Origin of the sequence: Leclercia adecarboxylata (genome assembly GCF_006874705.1) — a bacterium.
Classification (GTDB): Bacteria; Pseudomonadota; Gammaproteobacteria; order Enterobacterales; family Enterobacteriaceae; genus Enterobacter; species Enterobacter adecarboxylatus_C.
Window position 1 is genome coordinate 4,052,114 of record NZ_CP035382.1, and the last position, 26,471, is coordinate 4,078,584.

Below are 26,471 nucleotides of genomic sequence, written 5' to 3' on the forward strand. Positions count from 1 at the left end.
TGTTTGCCAGATGCTATGGTATGAGTCATCCCGTTATTGAACTGTTCTGAAAAGAGAGTGCCATGAAACTATATGTGTATGAGCATTGCCCGTTCTGTATCCGTGCGCGAATGATCTTTGGTCTTAAAAAGGTGCCTGTCGAGCTGGGTGTGATTATGGAAGGCGACGCCGAAACGCCAACCCGCATGGTGGGTAGAAAGGTGGTGCCGATCCTGCAGAAAGAAGAGGGCGTCTACATGCCGGAAAGCATGGATATCGTTCATTACGTTGACCAGCTTGACGGCGCTCCGGTTATTGAAGGGGAATGCGACCCGGCGATTGAAGCCTGGTGCAAAGAGAATACCCGCGCCGTATTTAACCTTGCGATCCCGCGTTTCACCCGCGCCGATTTTAAAGAACTCGCCACGCCAGCCGCGCGAGAAGCCTATACCCAGCGCGAGATTAAGGCGTTTGGCGATTTGGATGCGTTAATGGCCAATAGCCAGACGTACATCGATACGCTGTCGGGGGCGCTCAGTAACATCGAGGCGTATATGAGCGCTCGCAATCCTGTCAGCATCACGGATTTTTATCTCTTCCCGGTTCTCAATTCGCTGACGATTGTGAAAGGTTTTCCGTATACAGAGGCGCTGCGCGGCTATTTGGATCATATTTCCACATCCTGCAACGTACCGCTGTTTACCGATAAGGCATTGTAACGATCAGGGGGCCTGGGCCCCTTAATCGTGCTGAAAAAATGGTTGTCCGATTTTCGGTTGTGAGGGAACCATCGAATGCTCTAGTTTCACCCTGTAGCTTATTACAGGAGATAATCATGACCTTCGCTGAACTTCACCATCAAAACACACCTTTGCTTATCGCTAATGTCTGGGATGCGGCCAGTGCGATAGCGGCGCAACAGGCAGGTTATCAGGCACTGGGGACCTCAAGTGCAGCCATGGCCGCAATGCTGGGTTACGAAGACGGAGAAGCAATGTCTTTTGACGAATTGCTCTATATTGTCACGCGGATCGGGTCCGTAAGTAATCTGCCGTTAAGTGTTGATGTCGAAGCCGGGTTTAGCACTAACGCGGATGAGATAGCTGAGCATCTTAAGCGACTTGCAGAGACGGGTGTGGTGGGGATAAACCTTGAGGACAGTAAAGTCGTCAACGGAGTCAGACGGCTTGATGATGCGCTGGCATTTTCCAGAACCTTAAAAGCGATCCGCACCCGGTTGAACGCCGGTAATCATCAATTATTTCTAAATATCCGTACCGATACCTACCTGCTTAATCATGAGCAAGCGTTGCAGGAAACGCTCTTCCGGGGTCGGCTCTACGAAGCGGTGGGCGCAGACGGACTTTTTGTTCCATGTCTGACGTCAGAACAGGATATAGAGATCATTTCTGAAGCGTTGAACCTGCCGTTGAACGTCATGTGTATGCCCGACCTCACCACCTTCGGGAGGCTGAAAAAAGCAGGTGTAAGCCGTATTTCAATGGGAAACGTTGTGCATTCGGCCATTCAGTCGAAGCTGAAAAATGTGCTGCAACGCATCCAGTCGCAACAGTCATTTGCCGGGGTCTTTGTTGATGAAAGTGCTCGATATTAAGCAGTGCGATCTCTGGTATCAGGCCTTACTTGAACGTGATTCCGGGTATACGGGGGTATTTTATGTTGGGGTCAAAACGACAGGCGTATTCTGTATTTCGGTATGCCGGGCGCGTAAACCAAAACGTGAGAACGTCGAGTTTTATAAAGATTTTAAATCTGCTCTGGATGCCGGTTACCGCCCCTGCAAAGTGTGCCGACCAACTGAAAATGCGCACAGTGCTCCGTCGTTCATTGAACAGGCGCTTGAACTTGTTCGCGCAGATCCGAAAACCCGAATAAGCGATACAACGTTACGTCAGCATAATATCAGCCCCGAGCGGGTGCGACGCTGGTTCCTGCAAAATCACGGGATTACCTTTCAGGCATTTCAGCGAATGCAGCGGGTGAATATTGCCCTGCAGGAGTTAAAAGGCGGGCGTAACGCGACCGATGTTGCTTTTGATAGTGGTTACGAGTCATTAAGCGGTTTTGGCTATAGCTGTAAGCGTCTTACCGGCGTCGCGCCAACCGAGCAGAGTAGGGTGATCGTTATTCATCGTTTTACGACTACGCTTGGCCCCATGTTTGTGTGCGCCACGGAGCGGGGCGTCTGTCTGCTGGAATTTACCGATCGGCGTATGCTGGAGACGGAGTTTCGCGATCTCCAGCGTCTGTTGAAGGCGCGGATCATGTCCGGGGAAAATCACCATACCCGCCAGGCGGAGAAGGAGATGAATGAGTATTTTTCCGGTACGCGCCAACTTTTTGATCTCTCGCTGGATATGCCCGGCACTGATTTCCAGCGTGCTGTCTGGCAGGCACTACGCGAGGTTCCTTACGGGCAAACCTCCTGGTATCAGTCTCTTGCCGGGCAGATTGGGAAACCCGCTGCCGTACGCGCGGTGGCCGCAGCAAACGGTGCCAACCGAATAGCTATTGTTATTCCATGCCACCGGATTATTGGCAAAGAGGGGGCGATGACCGGTTACGGGGGAGGGATTGCACGTAAAGAATGGCTTATTGAACATGAACGAAAACAGCGTTCACTTTTTTGTCCTGCGGAATGAAAAATACGGTAATGTATTTGTTAAATAATCAAATTCAGAACGCAATCCATGACTTCTTTGTTATTCCATAAATATCACGGACTCGGTAATGATTACCTGGTGTGCCATCGTTCTGTCGCAGAGCAGTTGAGCATCGAGCAGGTTCGTCTCATATGCCATCGCCACTATGGGTTAGGATCTGACGGTCTGCTTGTTGACAGTGGCGATCGGCACGATCCCACATTGCGAATTATCAATCCCGATGGTTCAGAAGCCGAAAAAAGTGGTAACGGTCTGCGCATCTATGCCCGTTATCTTTTTGATATCAGCCGCGTCGGACACGCGCCATTTTTAGTGCACACCGCGGGCGGGGACGTACATTGCAGGGTCCATGAAGATCCCCATCAAATCACGGTGGAGATGGGACGGGCTAACTTCAGTCCGGCAGCATTGCCTGCCCTGATTGAACAACCCGAAGCGCTGAATTATCCCCTGAAGCTGGCGGACGAAACCCTTCTGGTCTCGCTGGTCTCTATGGGCAATCCTCACTGTGTTGTGCTGGTGGATAAGCTCGATCTGGCGCTGGTTCACCGTTTAGGGCCGCAGATTGAAAATCATCCCTTGTTTCCCAAACGCACCAATGTTCAGCTGGTGGAGGTTGTTGATCGCAATACGCTGCGTATTGGCATCTGGGAGCGGGGCGCCGGTTTTACTATGGCATCCGGTAGCAGCAGCTGCGCGGCGGCCAGCGTCATGCGCAAATTAGGTCGGGTTGATAACGCTGTCAGCGTGAATATGCCGGGTGGGCAACTGCAAATCACCTTCGGTGATGAGTTTCAGGTCAGCATGTGTGGCCCGGTGCATAAAATAGGTAGCCTGACGCTGGACGAAGACTGTTTTGCTGGTGGGGACGACGCCAGCAGATTTTAAAGCTTCTCAGACCGGCAGCCTGCAACGAGCTGCCGGTGATTTTAGTATTAACTTTCGCATTCTGTCTCCTCAATCCTTCTTTCCCTTATATTTCTCTGCGACAAATAGACCTCACGTCATAAGTTGGTAAATTAAACATTTATTTAACATTTGCGTTGCGGTTGTCGTCAAAAAATCATATTAATATTTAGTCACTTATAGTGCATAGCGATTTTATATGTTAATGAATATAATCATTAGGATGACTTATGACGATAAAACCCGCCGCTGAAGTTAGTGCGGCACCGGGTCTATTTCAGACGCTTAAAACCTTCCCGGCGACTGTTCATGCGCTGCTCTTTTTTACCTTCGTTATCCGCTTCAGCTATTTTATGGCATGGCCCTTTATCGCCGTAATCATGACGCAGAATTATCATATGTCGCCGATTGCTATTGGCGTGGCGATGACCAGCAGCGCGCTGTTGTCGGTGGTACTCGGTATGTATGGCGGGCAGATTTCGGACCGGCTGGGACGCCGGATAATTCTTTTGCTGGGCTGTGGTTTTTCCGCCGTGGGTTATATCACGCTGGCGCAGGCTACCGGGATGGGGCTGTTTATTACCGGCCTGATGATCATCGGCGTTTGCTTTGCATGGGTTGATCCTCCTGTGCGTGCACTCATGAGTGATTTGCTGGGCGATCGCCGCCGCCGCGCGCTTGCGCTCCAGATGCGCTACTACCTGATCAACGTCGCGGCAGTGTTTGGCCCGCTGGTGGGGTTAGTCTTTGGTCTGACATCTCAGAAGGGGACGTTTCTGATCACCGGACTGACCTATCTGCCGTTTTTTGTCTACGTGCTGCTGTTTATCCCGGCGGGAAAACTGCTGGGCGAACAGCAGGGCGGTGACGCGCCGGCGGTTAAACTGCACCAGGTAATGGGAATTATCGCCAGGGACAGAATCTACATTGCGGCACTGCTGTGCAGCATATTGTGCAGCATTGTTTTCATCCATTACGAAGCCGTATTACCCCAGTACCTGATGTTACTGGATAGCAATGCGGCGGTTAAGCTGATTACCCTGATACTGGTTACCAATGCCTGTACCGTGCTGGTGTTCCAGAGCTTTATTATGCGGTTTCTGGCGCAGATCGGCCTGCCGGGACGCATTCTTATAGGGGGATTAATTTTCGCTTTGTCGCAGCTCTGCATGTTTGCCACCCGTTCGACGGAAGTTTGGGCCTGGCTGACGGTGACCGCCGTGTTCAGCATGGGGGAGGCGATTCTGATGCCGAACCTGAACATTCTGCTCGATCAGTTGGCACCGGCAGAGCATCGCGGTGCCTATCTGGGGGCCTCGACCTTGACGACGCTAGGGATCGCTGCCGGGCCGTTAATCGGTGGCGTGATGTTGGCCATGACCGGAGCGGGGGTATTTATCTGCACCGCATTACTGAGTCTGCTGTTGTGCGCGATTATTTATGCCTGCCGGGTCAGAATGTTGGCACGCTTGCAGGATTCATAATAATCCTGCGACCGGGAGTCGCACCATGCCGTCATACGTGAGCACATTTTGGCTGCAACACTCATCCGAAACTGCTATACTGTATATAATTACAGTATAGGGGGCATATGATGGCTGTTGAAACAAAATTTGTTGTCGTAAGAAAAGGTGAAGAGAAAATGACATTTGCCAGTAAGAAAGAGGCTGACGCTCACGACAAACTGCTGGACATGGCAGAAGCGTTCACCGACTGGCTGTTGCAAAGCGAAATGCAGATGGATGAAACGCAGGCTGAGAATCTTGGGCTGTTTCTTGCCGAGCAGAAAGAGGCCGTGCAGCATATTCTGCGTACCAGCAAGGTCCCTGATCTTAATGCCGCAACTGCAACAGATAAAGCAGAGTCAGATGCAGATGGCAGTAAAAAAATCAGAGCAGTTAAGGCTGCCTGATTGCCATAACAGGTTATCACCGATCCTGTCGCCGTAAGCGGGAAGCTGCTTACGGCTTTTTATTGTTCAGTGTCGCTGGCAATTCCTGTCTAACGTGAGGCGTGTCCACGTCGGCTGTATAGCCATACGAAGATCAACGTCAGTAATGGGATGCCATGAAAAATAATAATGACCAACGAGGGGGCTAACCAGATATAAAAGGGGGCGACTATCAGCATTCCAACACCGAAACCTGTCATCTGTAACAGAGTCATCAAACTAAAAACAGGTAGCCGTAAAGATTCAACTTCACTTTGAATTCGTGAAATCAGACTCACATCCGCAAGTCCATCTCCAATACCCGCAAATAAAATAAAAAATAATGCCAGAGAAACGGTATTTTGTTGGAAAGTTAAAATAAATCCCAGGGACATTAAGGCCACACCATAAAAAAATAGACTCTCAGCTGGTATCCCTCGCTTAAGCAGAAAATAATTCGACGATCTTGCACCTGCAAATTTCCCACCGGCCCAGACCGCCAGCAGAAGACCCATGGTTTTGCCTGGAGATGCCGACGTCAGAAGCTCTGAAATGACTGGAAAGCCGACGTTATGGGCAGCACTACCGAGAGTATCAGCCATTGTTATCAGCAACATTCCAGCCATCAGCGGTGCCGCCCGTAGCCCCTTAACAAGATCACGCCACTCTTTACGCTGATTTTTTATCTCGGCTCCCGCCGGGATAATCAGAAAGCGTAAAGGCAGAATACATAAACCGGCCAGGAGATAAGTGACAATATTGGTGACGAATACCAGCTCATAACCGTTTGTAGCCAGCAATATACCTGACACCATACTGCCCGTCACAGCACCTGTCGCAGAGGCCGACGTCAACCAGGCATTCGTTGCAACCCGGCGGGAATCATCCACCCAAGAGGGCAACTGGCTGTTTAACCCAATTGCGAACATGGAATTACCTATACCAATTCCCAGAGCGATAAAAGGTAAAAGATAAAGTTGTACGGAAGAAGGGAAAATTAACAATAATGCCAGCAGCGCAGCGCGAAGAATATCCAGTATTACCAGGGGCAAGCGCCCGGTAAAGCGTCTGAAGTAAGGGACGCCAAACAGGCTTGCTAAGATTCCCCCGGTGACGCGACAGGCCAGAAAAATACTTACTTGCGTCACGCTTTGGCTTAGCAAGTAAACATAGGTGGATAACGCCACCATGTTTAGAAAAGCGCCGAAGTCAGAGATAAAACGGGCGGAAATGATCAACCAGCTATTTCTGGCAGACCGGTTAATCATTGCGCCATCCTGATGTGCATCAGTCATTTGGAGGTTTTCCGTATTTATAAGAGAAGGCCACATCCAGAAATCAAAGTATTCAACGTAGCTTCACGCTGCCTGCAAAAGCAATCTTTTTCCTTTGGTGATGAAAGAGTGGCGCCAGAACGCGATGTCTTTCACGATAGTCTTGTGGCTTAGATGAGTTAAGGCCGATGACCGTCATTCACCGTTAAAAACCCGCGGCATGTGTCGTTATCAGAATCCCACAAAGATGAGGTCTAGCCTGAACTAAATCTGATAATTGTGCTGTTACTACCTTAATGCGCATAATGTATATTATGTTAAATGCAATATATAGACCTACACCATCCTGTTCCTTATCCTTATGCAGATAACCCAATACGCGTGCACCACAACCTTCCCTTTCCTATCCAGCCATTTATCACAGAGGAGTTTTCATTCTCGTGTTGTTCACCAACGAAGTTGAAGCAAGTGTGTGGCAATTCCCCATCTGACATCAGTACATTTCCCGTTTATCAGATCGAACACGGAGTAACTCGCGTTGGGTTGTGCATATCGTGGGAAATAATCGATTACCCCATCTTTAAGAATCGCCAGAACGCCCTGACTGACATGCCCGTGTGTCACAATACAAATTGTTTGATGATGTGACGTTGATTCCAGGTGATGTAAAAAATGCATAACCCGCTGAGAAGCCTGCGCGAGAGATTCACCACCTGGTGGGCAATACGCTGCATCAAGTTCGAATAATGCACGGGCATCGTTTGGATAGTTTTGGATGAGCAGCTCTGATGACACTCCTTCAAACTGACCAAAGGCTTGTTCTTTAAGAGCTGGTTCTGCTGTCAATGGGCAGCGAAAGCCCTTAGCCAGGCTCTGGCCCATTTGCCATGCACGGCCAAGCGGAGATGCGTAAACACCTTCGATACGGTAATCACTTGCTGCAAGCGCGGCCAGTAAGGCCGATGTTTCATGCAATCCCCGACGGGTCAACGCACTATCACTGTGCCCCTGAATAATTCCCCGCACATTCCACTCTGTTTCCGCGTGCCGCACCAGTATCACTTTCATTCAGTCCACCCTGCCCCAATTTTAGGTATACGCCTTCAAAACCGTCTCCAGCCACTGCGTAAAGACCCGCACTTTCGGGGAAATATGCCGGTGCGGATAAAGCACGGACAACTGTCGCGCCGGAACCGGATGACCAGGCAACACTTCTACCAGACGTCCGTCATTGATGTACGGGCGTAAAAAGAAATCCATGCCCTGCAATAACCCAAGCCCGGCCAGACCCGCCGCAATATAGACTTCTGAATTATCCAGCACCAGTTTGCCTGCCAGATTAAGTTCCTCAATGCCAGACGGCGACTGAAACACCCACGGCATAATTTGTCGGCTGTTAATGTTAAACCAGTTCACGCCCTGGTGATTCTGCAGATCGTCCAGCGTTTCAGGCACGCCATACTCCGCAAGGTATGCCGGGCTGGCACAGGTGACCAGTTGAATCTTACCCAGCGAGCGAGCCACATAGTCACCGTCTTCCAGCGGACCGACACGGACGATGCAGTCCAGGCCGTCACGCAGCATATCTTTACGCCTGTCGGAGCTGCTGAGCACCACTTCAATTCCGGGATAATGGCGATAGAAATCCGGCAACCTGGGTACAACCAGCATTGCGGCAATCGATACGGGCATATCCACACGCAGCTGCCCGCATAATGAACGGCCCGCGACAAAAGAGCCTAATAAAGCATCGGTTTGTTCCAGCAAGGGCTTACTGCTGCGGTAAAACTCTTCCCCTTCGGGTGTCAGCGTGATTCGCCGGGTTGTACGGTGCAGCAAACGCACCCCCGTGTGCTGCTCCAGCTGTTTGATGGCTCTGGTCACTGCGGGCCGGTGAATTTGCAGGTTTTCTGACGTCTGGGAAAAACTGCCCGACTCGACGATCTCAATAAAGATCCGCATCAGTTCATACACGTTGATTTGCATAGCACGCCTTCATCCCGAAATAGATAACACGCCCATTGTTACTGATTTTGTAAAAGTGATGAAGGATATTCGCTATTTTTCAGAACAAAAGCGGCGAGTAGACTCAGCCTATTCCGGTCTACGAACCGTCTTAGTTAAAGGAAATGTCTCATGCAAAATCAGAGTGTTAGTTATATTCTGGGTATCGAAAAAAATGTCATTCAGGGGCCTCTGTCATGGCTCACCGATGCCCGTCTGGTGGCGGCGGTAAGTAACGCCGGAGGTCTCGGGGTACTCGGACCCAATGCCGGATTAACGGCCGAAACAGCGGTCTCAACGCCGGAAGCGACAGCCGAGAAAATGCGCGAAGAGATCCGCAAAACCAAAATGCTCACCGAGAAACCTTTTGGCGTCAATCTGATCCCGACGGCAGAAAATGACATTTGGACACCGTCCATCCTCAACGTCATCAAAGAGGAAGCTGTGCATGCAGTGGTTTACACCGGCTACGGCGAAGGTTCCATTATCCCTGCCCTGTTTGATGAGCTGAAAACCGCAGGGATCAAAATCATCTTCCGGGATATCAACCCTTCTCCGGAAAACACCCGACTCGCGGAAGCCGCCGGGGCCGATATTATTGTGGCGACGGGGTTTGATGAAGGCGGCACCTTGCCCGGCGTCACATTGGGCACTTTCTCCATTGTGCCGCTGATCGCCGACGCGGTGAAAAATGTCCCGGTTATGGCTGCGGGCGGGATAACCGACAACCGAACCGCCAGAGCCGCACATGCCCTGGGCGCACAGGGTGTGTTTGCCGGCTCGGTATTTATCAGCACGCTTGAAAGCCGCGTACCGCAATCAGTAAAAGACAAAATTATCGCCGCGAACGGGCTGGATATGTGCCTGTTCCGCACCCTTCCCGATTACTACCGTTCGTTGCCGGGTAAGCTCGCCGATAAACTGGTTGCGTTGGATAAAGCGGGTGCCAGTAAGGAAGAGCTGGCGAAGGTGATGGGCGGATTACGCGGTCTGCGCCTGGGAATGCTTGAAGGCAATACTGACGAGGGCTATATCTCTCTCGGCACAGGCATCGGCAGCATTCGCCGCGTGAAAAGCGTTGCCGAGGTCGTCGCAGAACTGCACGTATAAAGGATAGCGCTCCGGATTGCCTGGTTGCCATTCGGAGCGCAGTTTCACCTACCCGCCGTCTGACACACCGCTTTAATCTTCTCTCTCAGCCAGCGATGGCCGGGATCCTTTTCCATTCTGGGATGCCACATCTGCGAAACCGTTATGGTCCGGGTTTTAAATGGCAGTTCAAAAACGTGCAACTGCTCTGTCATCTGCTGATTAATTAAATAGAGCGCCGGCACCATGGCGATAAGATCGGATGCAAGCGCTACGGATAACGCCGTTGGAAAGCCAGGCACCACGCTTGCCACCTTACGTTTCATGCCTGACTCTGCCAGCGCGTCATCCACAAAGCCGTGTAAGGAACCGTCGGGCGCGGCCACCACATGGCCCCAGGCGGTATAATCCTCTACGCCGATCTGCGGTAACGTCGCCAGCGGATGCGCCTTACGGACCGCACCCACAAATCTGTCCTGGAAAAGCCGCTGAAGGCGAATTTCAGGGCCCATGTTGCTCTGTACGCCAATCTCCAGGTCGACCAGGCCCTCACGCAGATAGCGCGACGTTTTTTCAGGCTTCGGCGCAAAGCGGATACACACGTCAGGAGCGGCCTCAGCTACGGCGGCAATCAGCGCCGGACCGAACGCGACAACAAATCCATCGTTGGCTCTGATGGTGAAAAGCCGCGCCAGATTTTCCACCTTGAGCGTCTCCAGTGAGGGTTGCAGTACCGCCCTCGCCTCATGCACCGCGTTCCGGGCGCGGTCCCGGGACGCTTCAGCCCAGGGCGTCAGCACCATGTTGCGTCCGGCCCGCACCAGGATCGGATCGCCCGTTACTTCCCGTAGCCTGCTGAGCGTTCGGCTCATGGCTGATGTACTCAGGTTTAAGCGTCGCGCGGCCCCTGCAACGCTGGCCTCTGCCAGCAGGATGTCCAGCGCGACAAGCAAGTTAAAATCAGGGTCAGACATGATTAACCTCGAGGCGAAATCAGATAAGGCGTTCGGTGCAATGATTCAGTGTGGACGATGCGTCTTCCGCACTCTATGCCCCATGATTATAGTTTCTTCATCAAAACACCATCCCCAGGAGTCAGGATGAATACATTATTTTCAAACCAACCCGGTGACGAAGGGCTGCCAGGTCAGGAACGCGCCAGGGTTATGATCGCAGTGATGATCACCACGTTGATGGGGGTATTCGATGGCACCATGATCAACATTGCCCTGCCCTCCATGGCGCAAGCGATGCGGGTGCCCGCCAATATTGCTGTCTGGTTCGCCAACGGCTATCTGCTTTCGGCTGCCATGACGTTACTGATCTTCGCCTCACTCGCGGCCCGATACGGAACGCGCCCCATTTTTCTGGGAGGACTGGCTACGTTTACGCTGACATCCCTGGGCTGCGCGCTGGCAAAAACGCCGGAGACGCTGATCGGAATGCGTATTTTGCAGGGGATCGGCGGCGCGGCCACATTGAGTATTGCCCCGGCGATCCTGCGATCCGTTTTCCCGGGACGACTGCTCGGGCGCGTTCTGGGACTGCATGCCCTGTTGATTGCTTCCAGTACGGCTATTGCTCCCGTACTGGGCGGCACAATTCTGGACACTTTCAGCTGGCAATGGCTGTTTGCCATTAACCTGACTCCGGGAACGCTCGCACTGGTGCTGGCTGGCAAGGCATTACCCGGAAAACCAACCTCCGGCAACGCTGCGTTAGATACGCTCGGGGCGGTGCTGTCGGCGACGCTGTTAGGTTCAACCATCATGGCGGCGAATAGCCTTTCCAGCCATCAGACTGCGAGCCACCACGAGACCGTCAGCTGGGGGCTCCTCGCCATCATCAGCATTATGACGTTTATCTGGCATATCCGCCGTGTCCGGGCCCCCTTACTGCCGCCTGCCATTTTCAAAAATGGACGTTTTACCCTGGCAGCCTTAACCTCGCTGGCCTCTTTTATCAGCCAGGGCATTACCTTTATTGCGTTGCCTTTCCTTTTTCAGAGCGTGTATGGCTATAGCCCTGTCATGTCCGCCCTGCTGTTTATTCCCTGGCCGATTGGCATTGTACTGATTGCGCCCCATGCCGGCCGTTGGGCCGATACCCTTTCTGCGCCGCTGATCTCCACCATCGGGCTGGCTATTTTTGTTGTGGGATTGATCCTGCTGGCGATGCTGCCCGCCACGCCTGCGGTGTGGGATATCTGCCTGCGCAGCCTGGTGTGCGGCATCGGGTTTGGCTGCTTCCAGAGCCCCAACAACCGGGAGATGCTGTCTAATGTTTCTCGTGAGTACGCCAGCTATGGCTCCGGGATCTTGTCTATCGCGCGGACGTTTGGGCAATGCCTGGGCGCCGCCGTGGTGGGTATCCTGCTTTCCGTCATGTCGACTGAATCCGGCCAGACGTTCAATGAACATGCCGTCCATATTGCCCTGTGGGTCGCCGTCGCAGCCTCTGTCGCGTCGATGCTGTTTAGCCTGAGCCGGCTTCGCAAAACGGTTACGTTCTCTTTTGGAGGCAGCCGTTAATTATCTCAACTAGACTTCTAAGCGGCTGTACATCGTCACCTATTGACTCACTCATCTCACTCAGGTTCTTTCACTCCCCGAGAGGTTCACCATGTCATTTGTCACCACAAAAGATAATGTCAGTATCTTCTATAAAGACTGGGGTCCCAAAGATGCACAACCTGTCTTCTTCCATCACGGCTGGCCATTAAGCGCGGATGACTGGGATAACCAGTTACTGTTCTTTTTAGCGGAAGGTTTCCGTGTCATCGCCTCGGACCGTCGTGGTCATGGCCGCTCCGATCAGGTCAGCGACGGCCATGATATGGACCACTACGCCGCCGATGTCTCCGCCATCGTTGAACATCTGGACCTGCACAATGTGGTGCATGTCGGTCACTCTACCGGCGGCGGACAGGTAGCGCGATACGTGGCGCAATACGGACAACCGCAGGGTCGCGTGGCGAAAGCCGTGTTGATCAGCGCCGTACCGCCTTTGATGGTGAAAACGCCCGACAATCCAGGCGGTACACCAATAGAAGTGTTTGATGGATTCCGGAAAGCGCTGGCCGCAAACCGGGCTCAGTTCTATCTCGACGTGGCGACCGGTCCGTTCTACGGCTTCAATCGTGACGGGGCTGAAATTTCGCAGGGCACCATCCAGAACTGGTGGCGACAAGGGATGATTGGCAGCGCGAAGGCGCACTATGAAGGCATTAAGGCGTTTTCAGAAACGGACCAGACCGCCGATCTGAAAGCGATCACCCTGCCGGTGCTTATTTTGCAGGGCGATGACGATCAGGTGGTGCCTTATAAGAACGCCAGCCTGCTCCAGGATGAACTTCTCAGCAACAGCACCCTGAAAGTCTATCCGGGGTATCCTCACGGGATGCACACCACTCACCCTGATACCATCAACAAAGATTTACTGGAATTTATTCGCAGCTGATAACTAAAAACGGGTGGCTTGTGCCACCCGTTCCGGGAACTTACAGCGAGGCTTTTAACCGCGCCACCGCTTCTTTCAGGTTCTCATCCGTGACGCTGACGTACGACATGCGCAGCGTGGCATGATCCGGCTCGTTGCAGTAGAAGAACTCCCCAGGCACATAGACTACGCCGTTGCTGAGCGTCTTTTTCAACCACGCCGTGGTATTCATCTCGTATTTAAATTTGGCCCACAGGAACATGCCGCCCATCGGTTTATGGAAGGTCAAATGTTCGCTCAGTTCGTTTTCCACGTGCTGGCACAGGATCTGGCACTTGTGTTTATAGGCTTCGCGGATCAGGTCGATTTGCCCGGCCAGGCGGCCGCTCTCCAGGTAGTGATACGTCAGCGACTGCGATAACGAGCTGGTGTGCAGATCGGTCGCCTGCTTGAGGATCACCACCTGACGCTTTATCCAGTCCGGCAGTACTAACCAGCCAACCCTTGCGCCCGGCGCGAGGATTTTGGAAAAGGTGGAGGTATAAATCACGTTATCGCCACAGCCCATTTCTGCCGCCCAGGCCTTGAGTGGCGTGAAGGTTTGGTCGGTGAAGTTGATTTCGCCATAGGGATCGTCCTCGATGATGACGAAATCGTAGCGCTGGGATAAGGCCACTAACTGCTTGCGGCGCTGCTCTGCCAGGGTAACGCCGCCCGGGTTGCCGAACGTCGGTACAATATAGACGGCTTTCACCGGCGTGGTCTTAACCAGGGCTTCCAGCTCATCGATGATCATCCCGTCGCCGTCGGTACCCACCGACATCAGGTTAGCCTCCGCTAACTGCAGAACCTGCAGCGCAGCGAGATAGGTCGGACGTTCGACGACCACGATGTCGCCCGGGTTAATCAGCGCCCGCGCCAGAATATCCAGCGACTGCTGGGAGCCGGAGGTCACCACCACGTCATCCACGCCGCAGGTAATCCCCCTGCCGCTCAGCAGCTGACAGATGGCCCCGCGCAGCTCCGGGCTGCCCTCGCTCAGACCGTACTGAAACGCCTCTTTCCAGGTGCTGGAAAGCACCTTCTCCATAGCCAGCTCCAGCCCTTCGCGATCGAAAAGATCCGGGTTGGGAATGCCCCCGCCAAGTGAAATCACCCCTTCCATCTTGCTGTGTTTTAATAATTCTCTGATCGCGGATGACTGGAGGTTTTGTACTTTGTGGGCAATTTTGTTCTGCGACATCTTTTATTATCCTGGTTTGTTGTATCCCAGGTTAAGTATCACAAGTAGAACGTTTTAACCAGCCGAAGAGACCGGAGCCCGCAGGCCCCGGCAGAGATATCAGAACTCGATACGGGCGCCAAAGTTATAGCGGCGACCTTCCAGCATTGAAGACTGGTTGTAAGAGGTGCGGTAGATCGGGTTGGCATCGAACAGGTTATAGATGCCGGTCATCAGCGTCACGTTCTTGTTCAGATGATAACGCGCGCCCAGGTCGACCAGGGCATAGGCTTCCGTTTCGCTGGATTTACCAATGTCCGGCGACGTGCTGCGCCAGCTGGCTTTGGTCCACAGCTCCAGGTCATTTACCGCGTTCCAGGTCAGGGAGACGTTGGCCATGCTTTCCGGGAAATCGCTCAGCGCATACCCTTTATACTCCCCGCTCTGCTGTTCGCTGTGGGTGTACGTATAGTTGGCGTTGGCTCTCAGGGAGGACGTGACCTGCCAGTCGCCGTTCAGCTCCAGACCGTAGATCTCCGCATCGCTGACGTTGGCGTACTGGAAGACGGTATCCGCGACATACCCGTTGTAGGTACACTTCTGCGTGTCCGACGCGGTACAAATGAGATGGTCGCTGATTTTGTCCTTAAATTTGGTGTAGAAGAGGGTTGCATCCAGCGCCAGCGCGTCCTGCTGCCAGTAGATGCCCAGCTCGGTGTTGACGCTCTCTTCCGGCTTCAGATCGTCATTACCGATGCCGATTTCCGAATACGGATAAGCGCCGTACACGCTGGTGAAGCCTTGGTTATTCTGGCGCAGATCCGGCTTCTTATAGCCAGCAGAGACACCGCCCTTCAGCGCCCAGTTTTCATCGATGGTCCAGTTGCCGTAGAGCTTAGGCGTGACGTGGTAACCAAAATAGCTGTCATGATCCAGACGCGCCGAGGTGGTCAGGGTGAAGTCCGGCACGATCATCCAGGCGTCTTCGGCAAACACTGCCCAGCCGTCGCGCGTAATTTCGCTGACCGGCGTGACGCCCGGCGCTTCCTTATCCTTAATGCCGAACTCATCATCCAGCTCGTTGCGCGTAAAGTTCACCCCCAGGGTCAGCTTGTGATCGCCCAGGGTAAAGGTGTTGGCGCTGTTGGCTTCGTAGTTCTTCTGGGTAATAAACTGCGATGACATTCCCGGAACGCGGTACTCGGTTTTGGCTTTTTCGTAGCTGACGAAGTTCTTTACTTCCAGGATGTCGCCATACCAGGCATGTTGCGACAGCGATGCCGCATCGCGATCGAAGCCCCAGTACCACTGCTTGTCGTTATGGGTTTTCTCCTGGTTGCCTTTAGTGGCATTCAGATCCCAGAGCTGGGTATCGGTCGGCGACATGGAGATCGTCGCATCCAGATTCCCGGACTGATGCTTCACAAAACGCTCATCGTTGATGCTGTCATCGTCGCGGCGATCGAGATAGTCCGCGGCCAGGCTCACCCCAAGCTTGCCCGGGATCACCGGTCCCATCACAAAGGCATTCGTCTGGTTGGTATTGCCGTACTCGCTCTTCTCCTGCAGGAAGTAGTTATCCTCCAGAACCCCGGTCCACTTCTCCAGGTTATAGGCCTTCTTAGTGATCACGTTGACCACGCCGCCGATGGAGTCAGAGCCATACAGGGAGGACATTGGCCCGCGGATCACCTCGATCCGCTCGATGGCGGCAAGCGGCGGCATAAAGGCCGCTTCGGTGCCGATATGGTGTCCATAAGGGCGGGATTCGCGGGTCGCCTGCTTGATGCCGTTTACCATGTACGAGGTATAGGTGGAGTCCATCCCGCGCATCTGCACATCGCCTGTTGCCAGGCTGCCGTGGCCGTTACCGACCAGCACGCCCGGCATCTCGCGCAGGGCTTCGGTAACGTTCTGATTCGAGCGGGTGTTCAGCTCTTTTTCATTCACCACGGAAATCGTCGCCGGTGCTTCACGGCGTTCCTGGCTAAAACCGGTCGCGGTCACTACCAGTTCATCTTCGTTTACGGCGGTATTTTCTGCGGCGAAAACGGCCACCGGCAGGTTAGCCAGGGCGAGCGAAACCGCCACGGCCATGCGTGTTTGCTTAATCACAACGGGATCCTTAGAACTGGTTTAAATCAATCTTGAGCACGTAGTCAGCTGCACTGGCTTTCTCATCCTGCTTGACGCTGGCATAGAGCGTGCTGGCATCGGCAGAAAGCGCCAGGCTGTTTGGCATCGCCGCGGTTTTAATGGTGTGTTTCAGGCGATTGTTGGTCGCGTCGATCACGCTAATCTGGCGATCGTTGCGATGGGTGACATAAACTTCTTCACGCGCGGGGTTGTAGAGCACGCCGACGGAATTAGGCGTCGGGACACGGTGCAGGAGTTTGCCGGAATCCAGCTGCACAACCAGCACATCTTTGGTGTTGGTATCCGCGATATAGCCCACCCCTTTCGCGGTGTTGAGCGCGATGTTCAGGAAGTAATGTTCCGGGTCGGCAGGATCGACCTTCACGCGGGTGAGCAGCTGCGAGGTTTTACCCTCCAGGGTGATCAGCTCCCCGGAGCCGGAGACGACGTAAACCTTGTCGCCAGCCTCATCCACGGCAAAACCGACGGGCTCCAGTTTTTCGAGGGTCTGGGCAAGAGCCTGCTTCTGCGTATCGACTACCCACAGCAGGCCTTTACCCTTACGACCAATTCCGGAGACATACAGGCGCTGATGTTTTTTATCCAGCACCACTTCGCGGACGTGGGCTTTTTTATTCGGATCTGAATCATCGCTCAGCTGGATCGTTTTGATGATTTTATTGTTACGCGTGTCGAGCAGTGTGACCGACCCTTCCAGGGCATTACCCAGATAGAGAATGTGCTGCTCCTGATCCAGCGCGACGGCAAAGGTGCGGCGTTCGGTAGGGATCTGGTGCTCAATTTTCAGCGTGGGGGCGGCCAGCTGGAAGACCAGCCCGGCGGTTTTATCTTTATCAAAAGAGGGCGCAGAGGCTGCATAGAGCGCGTTCTGGTCTTTATCATAGGCCAGCTCATACACGCCATGTCCCAGCGGTTGAACGAGGAAATCCTTCTCGGTAAATTCTTTAGCGAAGAGCGAGCCAGAGTGCATAGCCAGTGAAATAGCGAGGGCACACAGCGTTTTGTTCTTTACAGCAGAGGCGTTGTTCATGTCATTTTTCTTTACAGTTGCTTACGTAAAGAAAAATGATAATGAAAATAAATATCATTTACAAATGCAAATATATCTCAATTACCTACCATTTTTAGTACCCAAAGCAGGCGCCCGGCATGCTGTATTACGGGGTTAACTCATTGAATCGCCCTATCCGCGCCGCCTGGCGGGCTAAACCGCGAAAAATAGCCTCGCTCACCGGCAGCGGAAAATCCGTCGGCAGTTCTGCCCTGACGGTGGCGATAACGTCGTCGGTAACCGCGGCCATCTCCGTCATCAAACGGCGGGCAGCCTCCTGCGAAAATCCCGCAAAGGCGGCGGTGCTGATAAAGTGACGCGGCTGGATCATCGCGAAATGGTACTGCCGGTTTTTTCCCTGTAGCGCCATCGCCATCTTCGCCTTTTTGATGGGGATCCCCCCGGCGTCGAACAGCGGAAACGCGGAAATCACGTCATACAGCGGGGCCATGCGAAACGAGGAGTCGGCCTCAATAAACAGGCTAAAATTTTTACCGTGGCCATCGATGGCGGCCAGCATCCAGAAAAGGATCTGCGCCTTAAAGAACATCTCGCGATCCTGCCCCGCCAGGCGAGAGCCAAGCAGCAGCTTCATGGCGTCTGCAATCCCGGGGCCACCGTGAGACTCATATTTCAGCGCTGGCGACACGCCCAGCGCCTGGCAAAAGTCCTCCTGCGGCAAGCGCATCAGCCAGCCGCTGCGGGCCCATCGACGATCAAAACGCTCGATAATCAGCACCTTTTTCCGGCCAAACTGCGCCATGTCGGCATGCGCCACCGGGAAACCAAAGGCTTTGGCGATACGCAAACAGAGCCATTCGTTTTCGCAGCTTTCGCTCAGGTCGATGTTATTCTGCTCTATTCTGCCGATCGGCAGCTTGAAGATATGGCTGGTTGGGGTGCTGCCCTGGGGCCGTTGCCAGCGATCCTGATACCACAGCAGCGCCGTTTTCTCCTGCGCCCCGGCCAGCGAAATGCGAAAATCGGCGCCCTCCTCTGTCATCCCCAGCGGCGCCATCTGGTAGCCCTCGAGCAGCGCGGCAATCTGATCGTCATCCAGCGGTTCGGCCACGATATCCGTTACCGGGGGGATCTCCTGCCCCGGCGGATAGAGCTGAATGGCGCCGACGCAGTCACGCCCAACGCTAGCGAGCAGATCGAAAGGATGCGTGGTTTCCACCTGAAAACGGGCCTGCATGCGGGCAATAATCGCCTCGGAGTCAGGCAGCAGATTGCTGAAGAAATTGAAGACCGGCGCGCCGCTAATCCTGCCGTGTTGCAGCGGCAGAGAGAGCGAGATCGCTCGCGAACCCGGCTCTGCCAGCCACGCTGGGGCATACTGAAAGGACATCGCCCCGCTGCCATCACGATGCAGCGTGCCTATCACATCGCCATTCATCGCGACAGTCAGACGTTTTGCGCGCATCGCTTACCACTCCTTCGTCCAGGCGTTATTGTCCGGCAGCGTGGCGCCGCGTTTTACCACGTGCAGTTCCAGGTCCAGCGCCGCGAGGATTTTGAACAAGGTGTCCAGCTTGGTGGAGCCCGGTTTGTTCTCGAAATCCGATACGGTGGTTTGTTTAATACCTACCTGTTCAGCCGTCGCCGTTTGGGTTAACTTATTGACCTTACGCTGATCCCGGACGGCCTGCGCCAGTGCGTCTGCCGATGTCACCTTCATGATTATCCCCCATAGCGGATATTTTGAGAAAACCCCCTGCAGGGGATAAAATGAGAATAACCCCTCCAGGGGATAAGTGCAAATTATCCCCTGAAAAGGATAAAAACGTTCAAACCACCCCTTTCGAACTGCAAGGCCTTGTTACTGAGCACGATGCTGAGGTATAGGGTTAAAGAAGGCTATTGTATGTTGTAACTACATATAATATGTATTATCCGGAGTTATTTATTCATTATTAAATGTGCCGTGATTTATATTTACTCCGCGGGAGATCGTCAAATAAGAAATCTATTAAATATAGGGCGCGTACCGGTTCGTTAATTACAGCCAGAAAACCTGCATATGCAAAAAACTAACGTAGCGGCCCCGGGGACTTTATGCAGCCTATAAAAAATAATTTCGCTTAACCGAAGCGTTAACTGTAAAAAAAGCACTCCTGTCTCACGATGATTTTAATCATCTTTTCTAATAACGAAGCAGAGCGTCGATGAAAAGACCCTGCTCCTCATCAGTGTTCCCGTCTATCATTTAAAGATAAGACAGCGGTAAAGCTGGTTCGCGCTTATTTCTGCAAGGGATGTTGAAACAAACCTGGTACTTCCGGGTGGTTTATTTTTGACTCTGTTCTGCCTTTAATAAAATACGTGGAGGGGATAAGCATGCATGATTGTGACGTAAATATGAGTGAGGACCTGATTATTCTGCCGTATTGTGATCCGTAAAAAGGGATTATTTATTTCCCCATTTTAATACCATGCCGGTTTGTTTTTTTTATTGATAAACACTATCCATCGGGAGCAGTGAGATGCCTATTTTTAGTTCATTCTGGCAGGCGGGGTTTGAAGGTGCAGATTTTGTTACGCGGCAAGGGCATGCCCTTTCAATGGATCACGAAACGGGTCATGACAGCAGACATTACGATGATTACAGGGCACTCCGCCCTTTTCACATCGCCACGGTGAGGGAGAGCGTCGGCTGGCGACTTACCGATACATCAGAGGGTTACGACTTTACCGCCGTCGCGGCCAAAATGGCATCGGCAAAGGAGAACGGTATCCAGATCTGCTGGACGATTTGCCATTACGGCTGGCCAGACGATGTCGATTTTTTCTCTGAGGCATTTGTGACGCGTTTCGCCCGGCTGTGCGGCGCGCTGGCCGCCTTTTTGCGCCCCTGGTATCAGAAGCCGCCGGTCTACTCCCCGGTCAACGAGATCTCCTTTACCGCCTGGGGGATTGCCGTGGGCCTGTTTCCCGCCGCCCTTGCGGAAGAGATGGAAAGCATGCAGATCAAGCGGCAGCTGGTTCGCGCCACGATAGCCGCCTGCGACGCCATCTGGGCTGCCGATCCCCGGGCCAGAATTCTGCATTGTGACCCTCTGATTCATCTGATTTCTCCCGACGACGACCCCACGACCGAACAGGAAACCGAGGCGTTGCGCACGGCGCAGTACCAGGCGTGGGACATGCTAGCGGGACGGCATGAGCCCGAGCTCGGCGGTAACCCACGCTACCTGGATCTGATCGGGGCCAATTACTACCACGACAACCAGTGGATGATGGGAAACAACCAGCGCCTCGCCTGGCATCTTGGCGACCGGCGACGACGACGATTACACGAAATGTTGCAGGAACTCTATGAACGCTATCACCGCCCTATTCTGCTTGCCGAAACAAGCCATGTCGGCAGTGGGCGTGGAGCCTGGATTAACGATGTCGCCTCTGAGGTTGCTCAGGCACAGCTGGCGGGCGTTGAGCTCTCAGGGATCTGCCTTTACCCCATTATTGACCGCCCCGACTGGGAAAACTGTGCTGTCTGGCATCACTGCGGTTTGTGGGACATTACGCCCGATAAAGAGCGACATCTTAATACCCTTTACGCACGCGCGCTTGAGCAAACCCAGCTCCGGCTGAAACGTTTTCAACAGCCATCAGGCGCCTTTACCTGCACCGGCACAGAGGTATCAGATATGAAAAAAATATATGTTTTTAGTCACCTGCGCTGGGACTTTGTCTTTCAGCGTCCACAGCATCTGATGACACGCCTTGCCCAGCACTATCACATTGTCTTTATTGAGGAGCCGCTCTATTCAGCGGAGAAACCGGAGCTGAAGCTCTCCCGGCCCGCCCCAAACGTCACCGTGGTTCAGCCGCATACCCCGTCAACGGCGGCCGGGTTCCACGACGAGCAAATTGCCTTTCTGGAAACGCTCCTGACGGAGCTACGGGAGCCGGACGAAACCCCGGTGGTCTGGTTCTATACGCCGATGGCGCTTCCGCTGTTGAAGATCTTTACTCCGGCGATCGTGGTCTATGACTGCATGGATGAACTTGCCGCCTTTGAGAAAGCCCCTCGCCAGCTGTTGCAACGTGAGTCAGCTCTGCTGAGCCGGGCGGATATTGTCTTTACCGGTGGCCCCAGCCTGTATGAAGCGAGGAAAGGCCGTCACCCGAATATTCACTGTTTTGCCAGCAGCGTCGATGCGGTGCATTTCGAACAGGCGCTGGATCGGGCGAATCATCACCCGCTGCAGGACGAGATCCCCCATCCACGGCTCGGGTATTACGGCGTTATTGATGAACGTATGGATTTATCTTTGATTGCGGCTCTCGCGGATTCACATCCGGAGTGGCAGATCGTGATGGTCGGCCCGGTGGTGAAGATCGATCCCGCTACCCTGCCCAGACGCAGCAACATTCATTATCCCGGCATGCAGCCTTATCAGGCCCTGCCACAGTTCCTTGCCGGCTGGGATGTGTGCCTGATGCCGTTCGCGCTGAATGAATCTACGCGGTTCATTAGCCCGACAAAAGTGCTCGAGTACATGGCCGCGCAGCTGCCGGTGGTCAGTACCGCCATTGCCGATGTTGAAAAACCCTATAGCCACGTTGTGGCTGTTGCCCACGACCAGGCAGCCTTTATTGCCGCCTGCGAACAGGCGCTGGCGCTGCCGGAAGAGACCCGAAAAGCGCAGCAGCAGACGATGCAGCGTATTGTCGCCAGCACCTCCTGGGATAAAACCGTGCAGAGCATGCACGCGTTGATTGAGAACGCATTTTTACGCTATCTGGATGCCTCGGCTGCGACGGTCAACGCAGCGGATAGCAGCTCCGACGAATCCGCTTCCGAGCCGGTTTTACGGCTGATCCCACAGAAGGCGGCCCGCACAGAAGCACAGAAATGTTTAATCCTCGGGGCCGGGCCAACCGGGCTGAGCGCGGCCTATCACTATGGCGAAGGGGCAACGTTGCTTGAGCGCAATGCCACGGTCGGCGGGCTCTGTCGCTCCATTCAGGACAAAGGTTTTACCTTCGATTATGCGGGCCACATTATGTTTTCCGCTGACGAAGAGGTGCTGGCGCTGTACAAAACGTTACTGGGGGACAATATCCACTGGCAGATCCGTGAAGCCTGGGTCTATACCGACGGCGTTTATACCCGCTACCCCTTCCAGGGATCCCTTTACGGGTTGCCCGCCACGGTGGTTAAAGAGTGCATTCTGGGTGCCATCGAGGCGCGATACGGAACGGGTTCGGGTGTGCAAAGCATGACGACCTGCAGCGAGAAAAGCGGCCAGGGAAAACAGCACCACGACTGCTGCGCCGATGGCGCGGTGCCGGACTACATCAGCGCCGATCCAGCGGAGAAAACGCCACGAAAAGGCAGCTTTGAAGCCTTTATCTATGAGACATGGGGCAAGGGGATCGCCCGGCATTTTGCTATTCCCTATAATAAAAAGCTATGGACGGTGCCGCTGTCGGAAATGGAGACATCCTGGCTGGGTGGCCGCGTTCCCCTGCCCGACCTGGAACAAATTATCGACGGCGCCCTGAACGAGACCTCAAAGCCGATGGGGCCCAATGCGCGCTTTGGTTATCCGCTGCAGGGCGGTTTCCAGGCGCTGATGAACGGTTTTCTGCCGCACATTAAAGGCCGGATAGAGACCGGGGCCGAGGTCAGTAAAATCTATGCCAATCAGCATATCGTTGCGCTGTCAGACGGACGGCAGTATCGCTATGAACATATGATCAGCACTCTGGTACTGCCGGAGCTGATTCGCCTGATGGGCGACGAAGTGCCGCCTGACGTACGCAAAGCAGCGAAAGGCCTGCGCCACGTCTCCGTTCGCTGCGTCAATCTGGGGGTTGGCCGTGACAATCTGACCGACAAACACTGGATTTACTTTGCCGGTAAGACAATATTTCACCGCATTTTTGTTCAGGGGAACGCCAGCCCCTTCTGCAGCCCGGCGGGCAGCTGCGGCCTGACCTGTGAAATCAGTTACTCACCGGATAAACCGCTGCCGGTTGACGGCCAGGCGCTGATCGACCGCTGCATTAAGGAGTGCATCGAAGCCGGAATTATTTCAGCAGAGGATGAGATTATCACCGCCAACCAAATCGATATCCCCTACGCCTACGTGATCTACGATCAGAGCCGCAAGGAGAACGTGGAGACGATCCGCAAATGGCTGTTGCTGCACGGCATCACCCTGGCCGGGCGCTACAGCGAATGGGAATACTACAATTCGGACCATGCGTTTATCGCCGGGAAAGTGGCCGTTGAGAAAGTTCGGGGATCGGCTTACCGGCATTCTGTTTCCTGAGATATAAATCATTAATCTGTTCAGCCGTCGCCGTTTGCGCTAACGTATTGTTCGCAAACGGCGCAGTGCGGACTCCCGCATGCTGTAAAGCGAAGATAAACGGGCACGATGTTGACGTGTCTTAGTGTAATAAGTTTATTGTATGTTGTAACTACGGATAATTCTGGCGCTGCGCCCGACCTGTTCTACACTCACTGACACAAACCCACAGGGAGAACATCAGGAATGGAGATCCCGTTAACCTCCAGTGAGCTTCGTCTGTTCTCGCACATCCTGTGGCAACTCGGTTCGGGCCAGGGCAGCCGAGCCCTGCGTCAGGAGACGCTGGAAAATGTCTGCGCCCTGTTGCAGGCCGATTTTGCGGCATCCTGCATCTGGTCCTCTGCCTCCAGGACCTCGCGCCACGGCGTCAGCTGGAACATTGCTGAAAAAGCAATGCGTGAGCATGCCAGTACCTGGCAATACATCGATCCCATCACCCCGCTTCTGCGCGCAAAACAGCATCCAACCCTGGTGGATGAGGTGATGCCTGCCCGCGAGTTATTCAAAACGGCCTTTTACCATGAGTTCCTGAAACCCTGCGGCATGCACCACGGCGTTAATGTCTATTTTTTACGTGATGGTGACGACGTGGGCGATCTGCGCATCTGGCGGGCCAAAGACGCCCCGCCGTTCGGGCAGCGCGAAATCGCACTGTTGCAGTTGCTGGAACCCTGGTTTGCCAGAGCCTTACCGAAAAATGAAGAGTCCCCGTCGTTAACCGCCCGGGAGCAGGAGGTGGTCAGCCTGGTCTGCAAAGGTCTGGGCGATAAAGAGGTCGCCCGCCTGCTGAACATCAGCTTCACCACCGTCCGCACCCATCTGAATCACGCCCTGAAAAAGCTCGACTGCGCCAACCGCACGGAGCTGGCATCGCGGCTCAGGCATTAACGCCTCCTCAATCCTGAGGATGGCGCGCGGAGGGCTGATTTGCCTAAATGTTGCGGATACCCACTGTCCGGAAACAGCCCATGAAAACAATAACACCCGCAAACCCTGCACAACTGGATACCCTCACCGCCGCCGACGCGGCACAGCTCATCAGTGATCAAAAAGTGTCGAGCGAAGCGCTGGTTCGCGCCTGCCTGGCCCGCATCGACGCCCAGGATCACCTCAACGCCTTTATTACGGTGAATGCCGAACAGGCGCTGGCGCAGGCAAAGGCCTGGGATAAACATCTCGCCGGCGGCGGTGCCCCCTTGCCGCTGGGCGGTGTTCCCGTCGCGGTGAAAGACAATATTCACGTCGCCGGTTTGCCTAATACGGCCGGGACGCCAGCCCTGAAAAATTTTGTGCCCAAAACGACCGCCCCGGTGATCCAACGTCTTATCGATGCGGGCGCCATTATTATTGGCAAATGCAACATGCATGAGCTGGCCTTTGGCGTCACCGGCTATAACGCGGCGTATCACACGCCTGCGATAAAGGGCGTGCGCAACGCCCACGACGTCAGCCGTATTGCAGGCGGGTCTTCGTCGGGCAGCGCGGTGGCCGTTGCCGCAGGGATGGTACCGGTAGCCATCGGCACCGATACCGGGGCGTCGGTACGCCAGCCCTGCGCCCTGAATGGCTGCGTCGGTTTTCGTCCCACCACCGGGCGCTATTCCCAGGCGGGGATCACCCCCCTCTCCCACACGCGGGATACCGCGGGCCCGATGGCCCGCAACGTGGCGGATATTGCCCTGCTCGACAGCCTGATGGCCGGTGGCGAGGTGTTACTCCCTAAACCCGCCCGGACCATTCGTCTCGGAATTGCGCCCTGGTTCTGGCAGGCGTTGGATGAAGAGGTCAGCCAGCAGGCCCACGCCGCACTCGCCAGGCTACACGATGCGGGAGTCACGCTGGTTGCCGTCGAGATGCCCGGGCTTGAAGAGGCCAATGCCGCCGTCTCCTTCCCGGTGGTGATGCATGAAGGCAAGCACGATCTGATTGATTATCTCCAGGCGCATGACACCCGGCTGACCCTGCAGGATATCGTGCAGCACATCGCCAGCCCGGATGTGCGCGCCATCTTTGAGCACGTCATTGTCCCGGGGGTGATCCCGGATAATGACGGCAATCTGGTTCCGCTGACGCCACTATACCAACAGGCAGTTTCGCAGGGGATCGGGCGTCTGATCGCCCTCTATGAACGGACCTTCCACGACCACCAGCTCGACGGGCTTATCTTCCCCACTTCGCCGGTCGTCGCCCCGCTGGCGAATGATGAGGTGAGTTCCGCGGAAAACTTTGCCCGCTTGATCCGCAATGTGGATCCGGGAAGCAATGCCCGCCTGCCGGGGCTGACCCTGCCGATCGGGGTGGGCGCCACCAGCCGGTTGCCGGTAGGGCTGGAGATAGACGGTTTGCCGGGCAGCGATGCGCAAATTCTGGCGATAGGTGCCACGCTGGAGCAGATCCTGGCGCAGTAA

General features: G+C 54.3%; 21 protein-coding genes. 12 read left to right on the forward strand and 9 right to left on the reverse strand.

Annotated elements, in window-relative coordinates:
• The first annotated feature begins 62 nt into the window (after window positions 1-62).
• From grxB to ES815_RS20355, 6 genes are all read left to right on the forward strand, one after another.
• Window positions 63-698, forward strand: a complete 636-nt coding sequence (grxB, locus tag ES815_RS20330) for a glutaredoxin 2 (RefSeq protein WP_142489432.1) — start codon at window positions 63-65, stop codon at window positions 696-698.
• Between the two features lie 116 nt (window positions 699-814).
• Window positions 815-1,594, forward strand: coding sequence for an isocitrate lyase/phosphoenolpyruvate mutase family protein (locus ES815_RS20335; protein WP_142489433.1), 780 nt, complete (start codon window positions 815-817; stop codon window positions 1,592-1,594).
• Window positions 1,575-2,642 carry a bifunctional transcriptional activator/DNA repair enzyme AdaA gene (locus ES815_RS20340; protein WP_142489434.1) on the forward strand — a complete coding sequence of 356 codons (1,068 nt, stop codon included), beginning with the start codon at window positions 1,575-1,577 and terminating at the stop codon, window positions 2,640-2,642. The genes ES815_RS20335 and ES815_RS20340 overlap by 20 nt, the downstream gene beginning before the upstream one ends.
• A gap of 48 nt (window positions 2,643-2,690) precedes the next feature.
• Window positions 2,691-3,551: a diaminopimelate epimerase gene (gene dapF, locus ES815_RS20345; protein ID WP_142489435.1), complete on the forward strand. Its 861-nt coding sequence runs from the start codon at window positions 2,691-2,693 to the stop codon at window positions 3,549-3,551.
• A 248-nt stretch (window positions 3,552-3,799) separates the two neighbouring features.
• The gene (locus tag ES815_RS20350) at window positions 3,800-5,053 is read left to right on the forward strand and encodes an MFS transporter (protein ID WP_142489436.1); all 1,254 of its coding nucleotides are present in this window, start codon (window positions 3,800-3,802) and stop codon (window positions 5,051-5,053) included.
• A gap of 110 nt (window positions 5,054-5,163) precedes the next feature.
• Window positions 5,164-5,481, forward strand: coding sequence for a YebG family protein (locus tag ES815_RS20355; RefSeq protein WP_142489437.1), 318 nt, complete (start codon window positions 5,164-5,166; stop codon window positions 5,479-5,481).
• Between the two features lie 89 nt (window positions 5,482-5,570).
• Here ES815_RS20355 and ES815_RS20360 read toward each other — a convergent pair whose 3' ends face one another.
• The 3 genes from ES815_RS20360 to ES815_RS20370 all read right to left on the reverse strand — a co-directional run bounded on the left by ES815_RS20360 (window position 5,571) and on the right by ES815_RS20370 (window position 8,759).
• The gene (locus ES815_RS20360) at window positions 5,571-6,794 is read right to left on the reverse strand and encodes an MFS transporter (RefSeq protein ID WP_260609636.1); all 1,224 of its coding nucleotides are present in this window, start codon (window positions 6,792-6,794) and stop codon (window positions 5,571-5,573) included.
• Between the two features lie 426 nt (window positions 6,795-7,220).
• Window positions 7,221-7,841: a histidine phosphatase family protein gene (locus ES815_RS20365; protein WP_142489438.1), complete on the reverse strand. Its 621-nt coding sequence runs from the start codon at window positions 7,839-7,841 to the stop codon at window positions 7,221-7,223.
• A 21-nt stretch (window positions 7,842-7,862) separates the two neighbouring features.
• Window positions 7,863-8,759 carry a LysR family transcriptional regulator gene (locus tag ES815_RS20370; RefSeq protein WP_142489439.1) on the reverse strand — a complete coding sequence of 299 codons (897 nt, stop codon included), beginning with the start codon at window positions 8,757-8,759 and terminating at the stop codon, window positions 7,863-7,865.
• Between the two features lie 150 nt (window positions 8,760-8,909).
• Between ES815_RS20370 and ES815_RS20375 the strand changes: the two genes are divergently transcribed.
• Complete coding sequence (locus ES815_RS20375) at window positions 8,910-9,887, forward strand: NAD(P)H-dependent flavin oxidoreductase (protein ID WP_142489440.1); 978 nt, start codon at window positions 8,910-8,912, stop codon at window positions 9,885-9,887.
• 44 nt (window positions 9,888-9,931) lie between these two features.
• Here the strand turns inward: ES815_RS20375 and ES815_RS20380 are convergent, their stop codons facing one another.
• Window positions 9,932-10,840, reverse strand: a complete 909-nt coding sequence (locus tag ES815_RS20380) for a LysR family transcriptional regulator (RefSeq protein ID WP_142489441.1) — start codon at window positions 10,838-10,840, stop codon at window positions 9,932-9,934.
• Between the two features lie 126 nt (window positions 10,841-10,966).
• Between ES815_RS20380 and ES815_RS20385 the strand changes: the two genes are divergently transcribed.
• Together ES815_RS20385 and ES815_RS20390 are read left to right on the forward strand one after the other, a co-directional pair.
• Window positions 10,967-12,397 carry an MFS transporter gene (locus ES815_RS20385; protein ID WP_142489442.1) on the forward strand — a complete coding sequence of 477 codons (1,431 nt, stop codon included), beginning with the start codon at window positions 10,967-10,969 and terminating at the stop codon, window positions 12,395-12,397.
• A gap of 91 nt (window positions 12,398-12,488) precedes the next feature.
• On the forward strand, window positions 12,489-13,325 hold the full coding sequence (locus tag ES815_RS20390) for an alpha/beta fold hydrolase (protein WP_142489443.1): 837 nt from the start codon (window positions 12,489-12,491) through the stop codon (window positions 13,323-13,325).
• Between the two features lie 40 nt (window positions 13,326-13,365).
• Here the strand turns inward: ES815_RS20390 and ES815_RS20395 are convergent, their stop codons facing one another.
• The 5 genes from ES815_RS20395 to ES815_RS20415 all read right to left on the reverse strand — a co-directional run bounded on the left by ES815_RS20395 (window position 13,366) and on the right by ES815_RS20415 (window position 19,415).
• Window positions 13,366-14,547: a PLP-dependent aminotransferase family protein gene (locus tag ES815_RS20395; RefSeq protein WP_142489444.1), complete on the reverse strand. Its 1,182-nt coding sequence runs from the start codon at window positions 14,545-14,547 to the stop codon at window positions 13,366-13,368.
• Between the two features lie 99 nt (window positions 14,548-14,646).
• Window positions 14,647-16,641, reverse strand: a complete 1,995-nt coding sequence (locus ES815_RS20400) for a TonB-dependent receptor domain-containing protein (protein WP_142489445.1) — start codon at window positions 16,639-16,641, stop codon at window positions 14,647-14,649.
• Window positions 16,642-16,651: 10 nt separating this feature from the next.
• Window positions 16,652-17,713 carry a YncE family protein gene (locus tag ES815_RS20405; protein ID WP_142489446.1) on the reverse strand — a complete coding sequence of 354 codons (1,062 nt, stop codon included), beginning with the start codon at window positions 17,711-17,713 and terminating at the stop codon, window positions 16,652-16,654.
• Between the two features lie 127 nt (window positions 17,714-17,840).
• Window positions 17,841-19,160, reverse strand: a complete 1,320-nt coding sequence (locus ES815_RS20410) for a type II toxin-antitoxin system HipA family toxin (RefSeq protein WP_142489447.1) — start codon at window positions 19,158-19,160, stop codon at window positions 17,841-17,843.
• Between the two features lie 3 nt (window positions 19,161-19,163).
• Window positions 19,164-19,415: a helix-turn-helix domain-containing protein gene (locus ES815_RS20415; RefSeq protein ID WP_142489448.1), complete on the reverse strand. Its 252-nt coding sequence runs from the start codon at window positions 19,413-19,415 to the stop codon at window positions 19,164-19,166.
• An 805-nt stretch (window positions 19,416-20,220) separates the two neighbouring features.
• On the opposite strand from ES815_RS20415, the gene ES815_RS20420 reads away from it, so the two are divergent.
• From ES815_RS20420 to iaaH, 3 genes are all read left to right on the forward strand, one after another.
• Window positions 20,221-24,021 carry an NAD(P)-binding protein gene (locus ES815_RS20420; protein WP_142489449.1) on the forward strand — a complete coding sequence of 1,267 codons (3,801 nt, stop codon included), beginning with the start codon at window positions 20,221-20,223 and terminating at the stop codon, window positions 24,019-24,021.
• A 225-nt stretch (window positions 24,022-24,246) separates the two neighbouring features.
• Window positions 24,247-24,951: a response regulator transcription factor gene (locus tag ES815_RS20425; protein WP_142489450.1), complete on the forward strand. Its 705-nt coding sequence runs from the start codon at window positions 24,247-24,249 to the stop codon at window positions 24,949-24,951.
• A gap of 80 nt (window positions 24,952-25,031) precedes the next feature.
• Window positions 25,032-26,471 (forward strand): indoleacetamide hydrolase, encoded by a 1,440-nt coding sequence (gene iaaH / locus ES815_RS20430; protein ID WP_142489451.1) that lies wholly within the window; start codon window positions 25,032-25,034, stop codon window positions 26,469-26,471.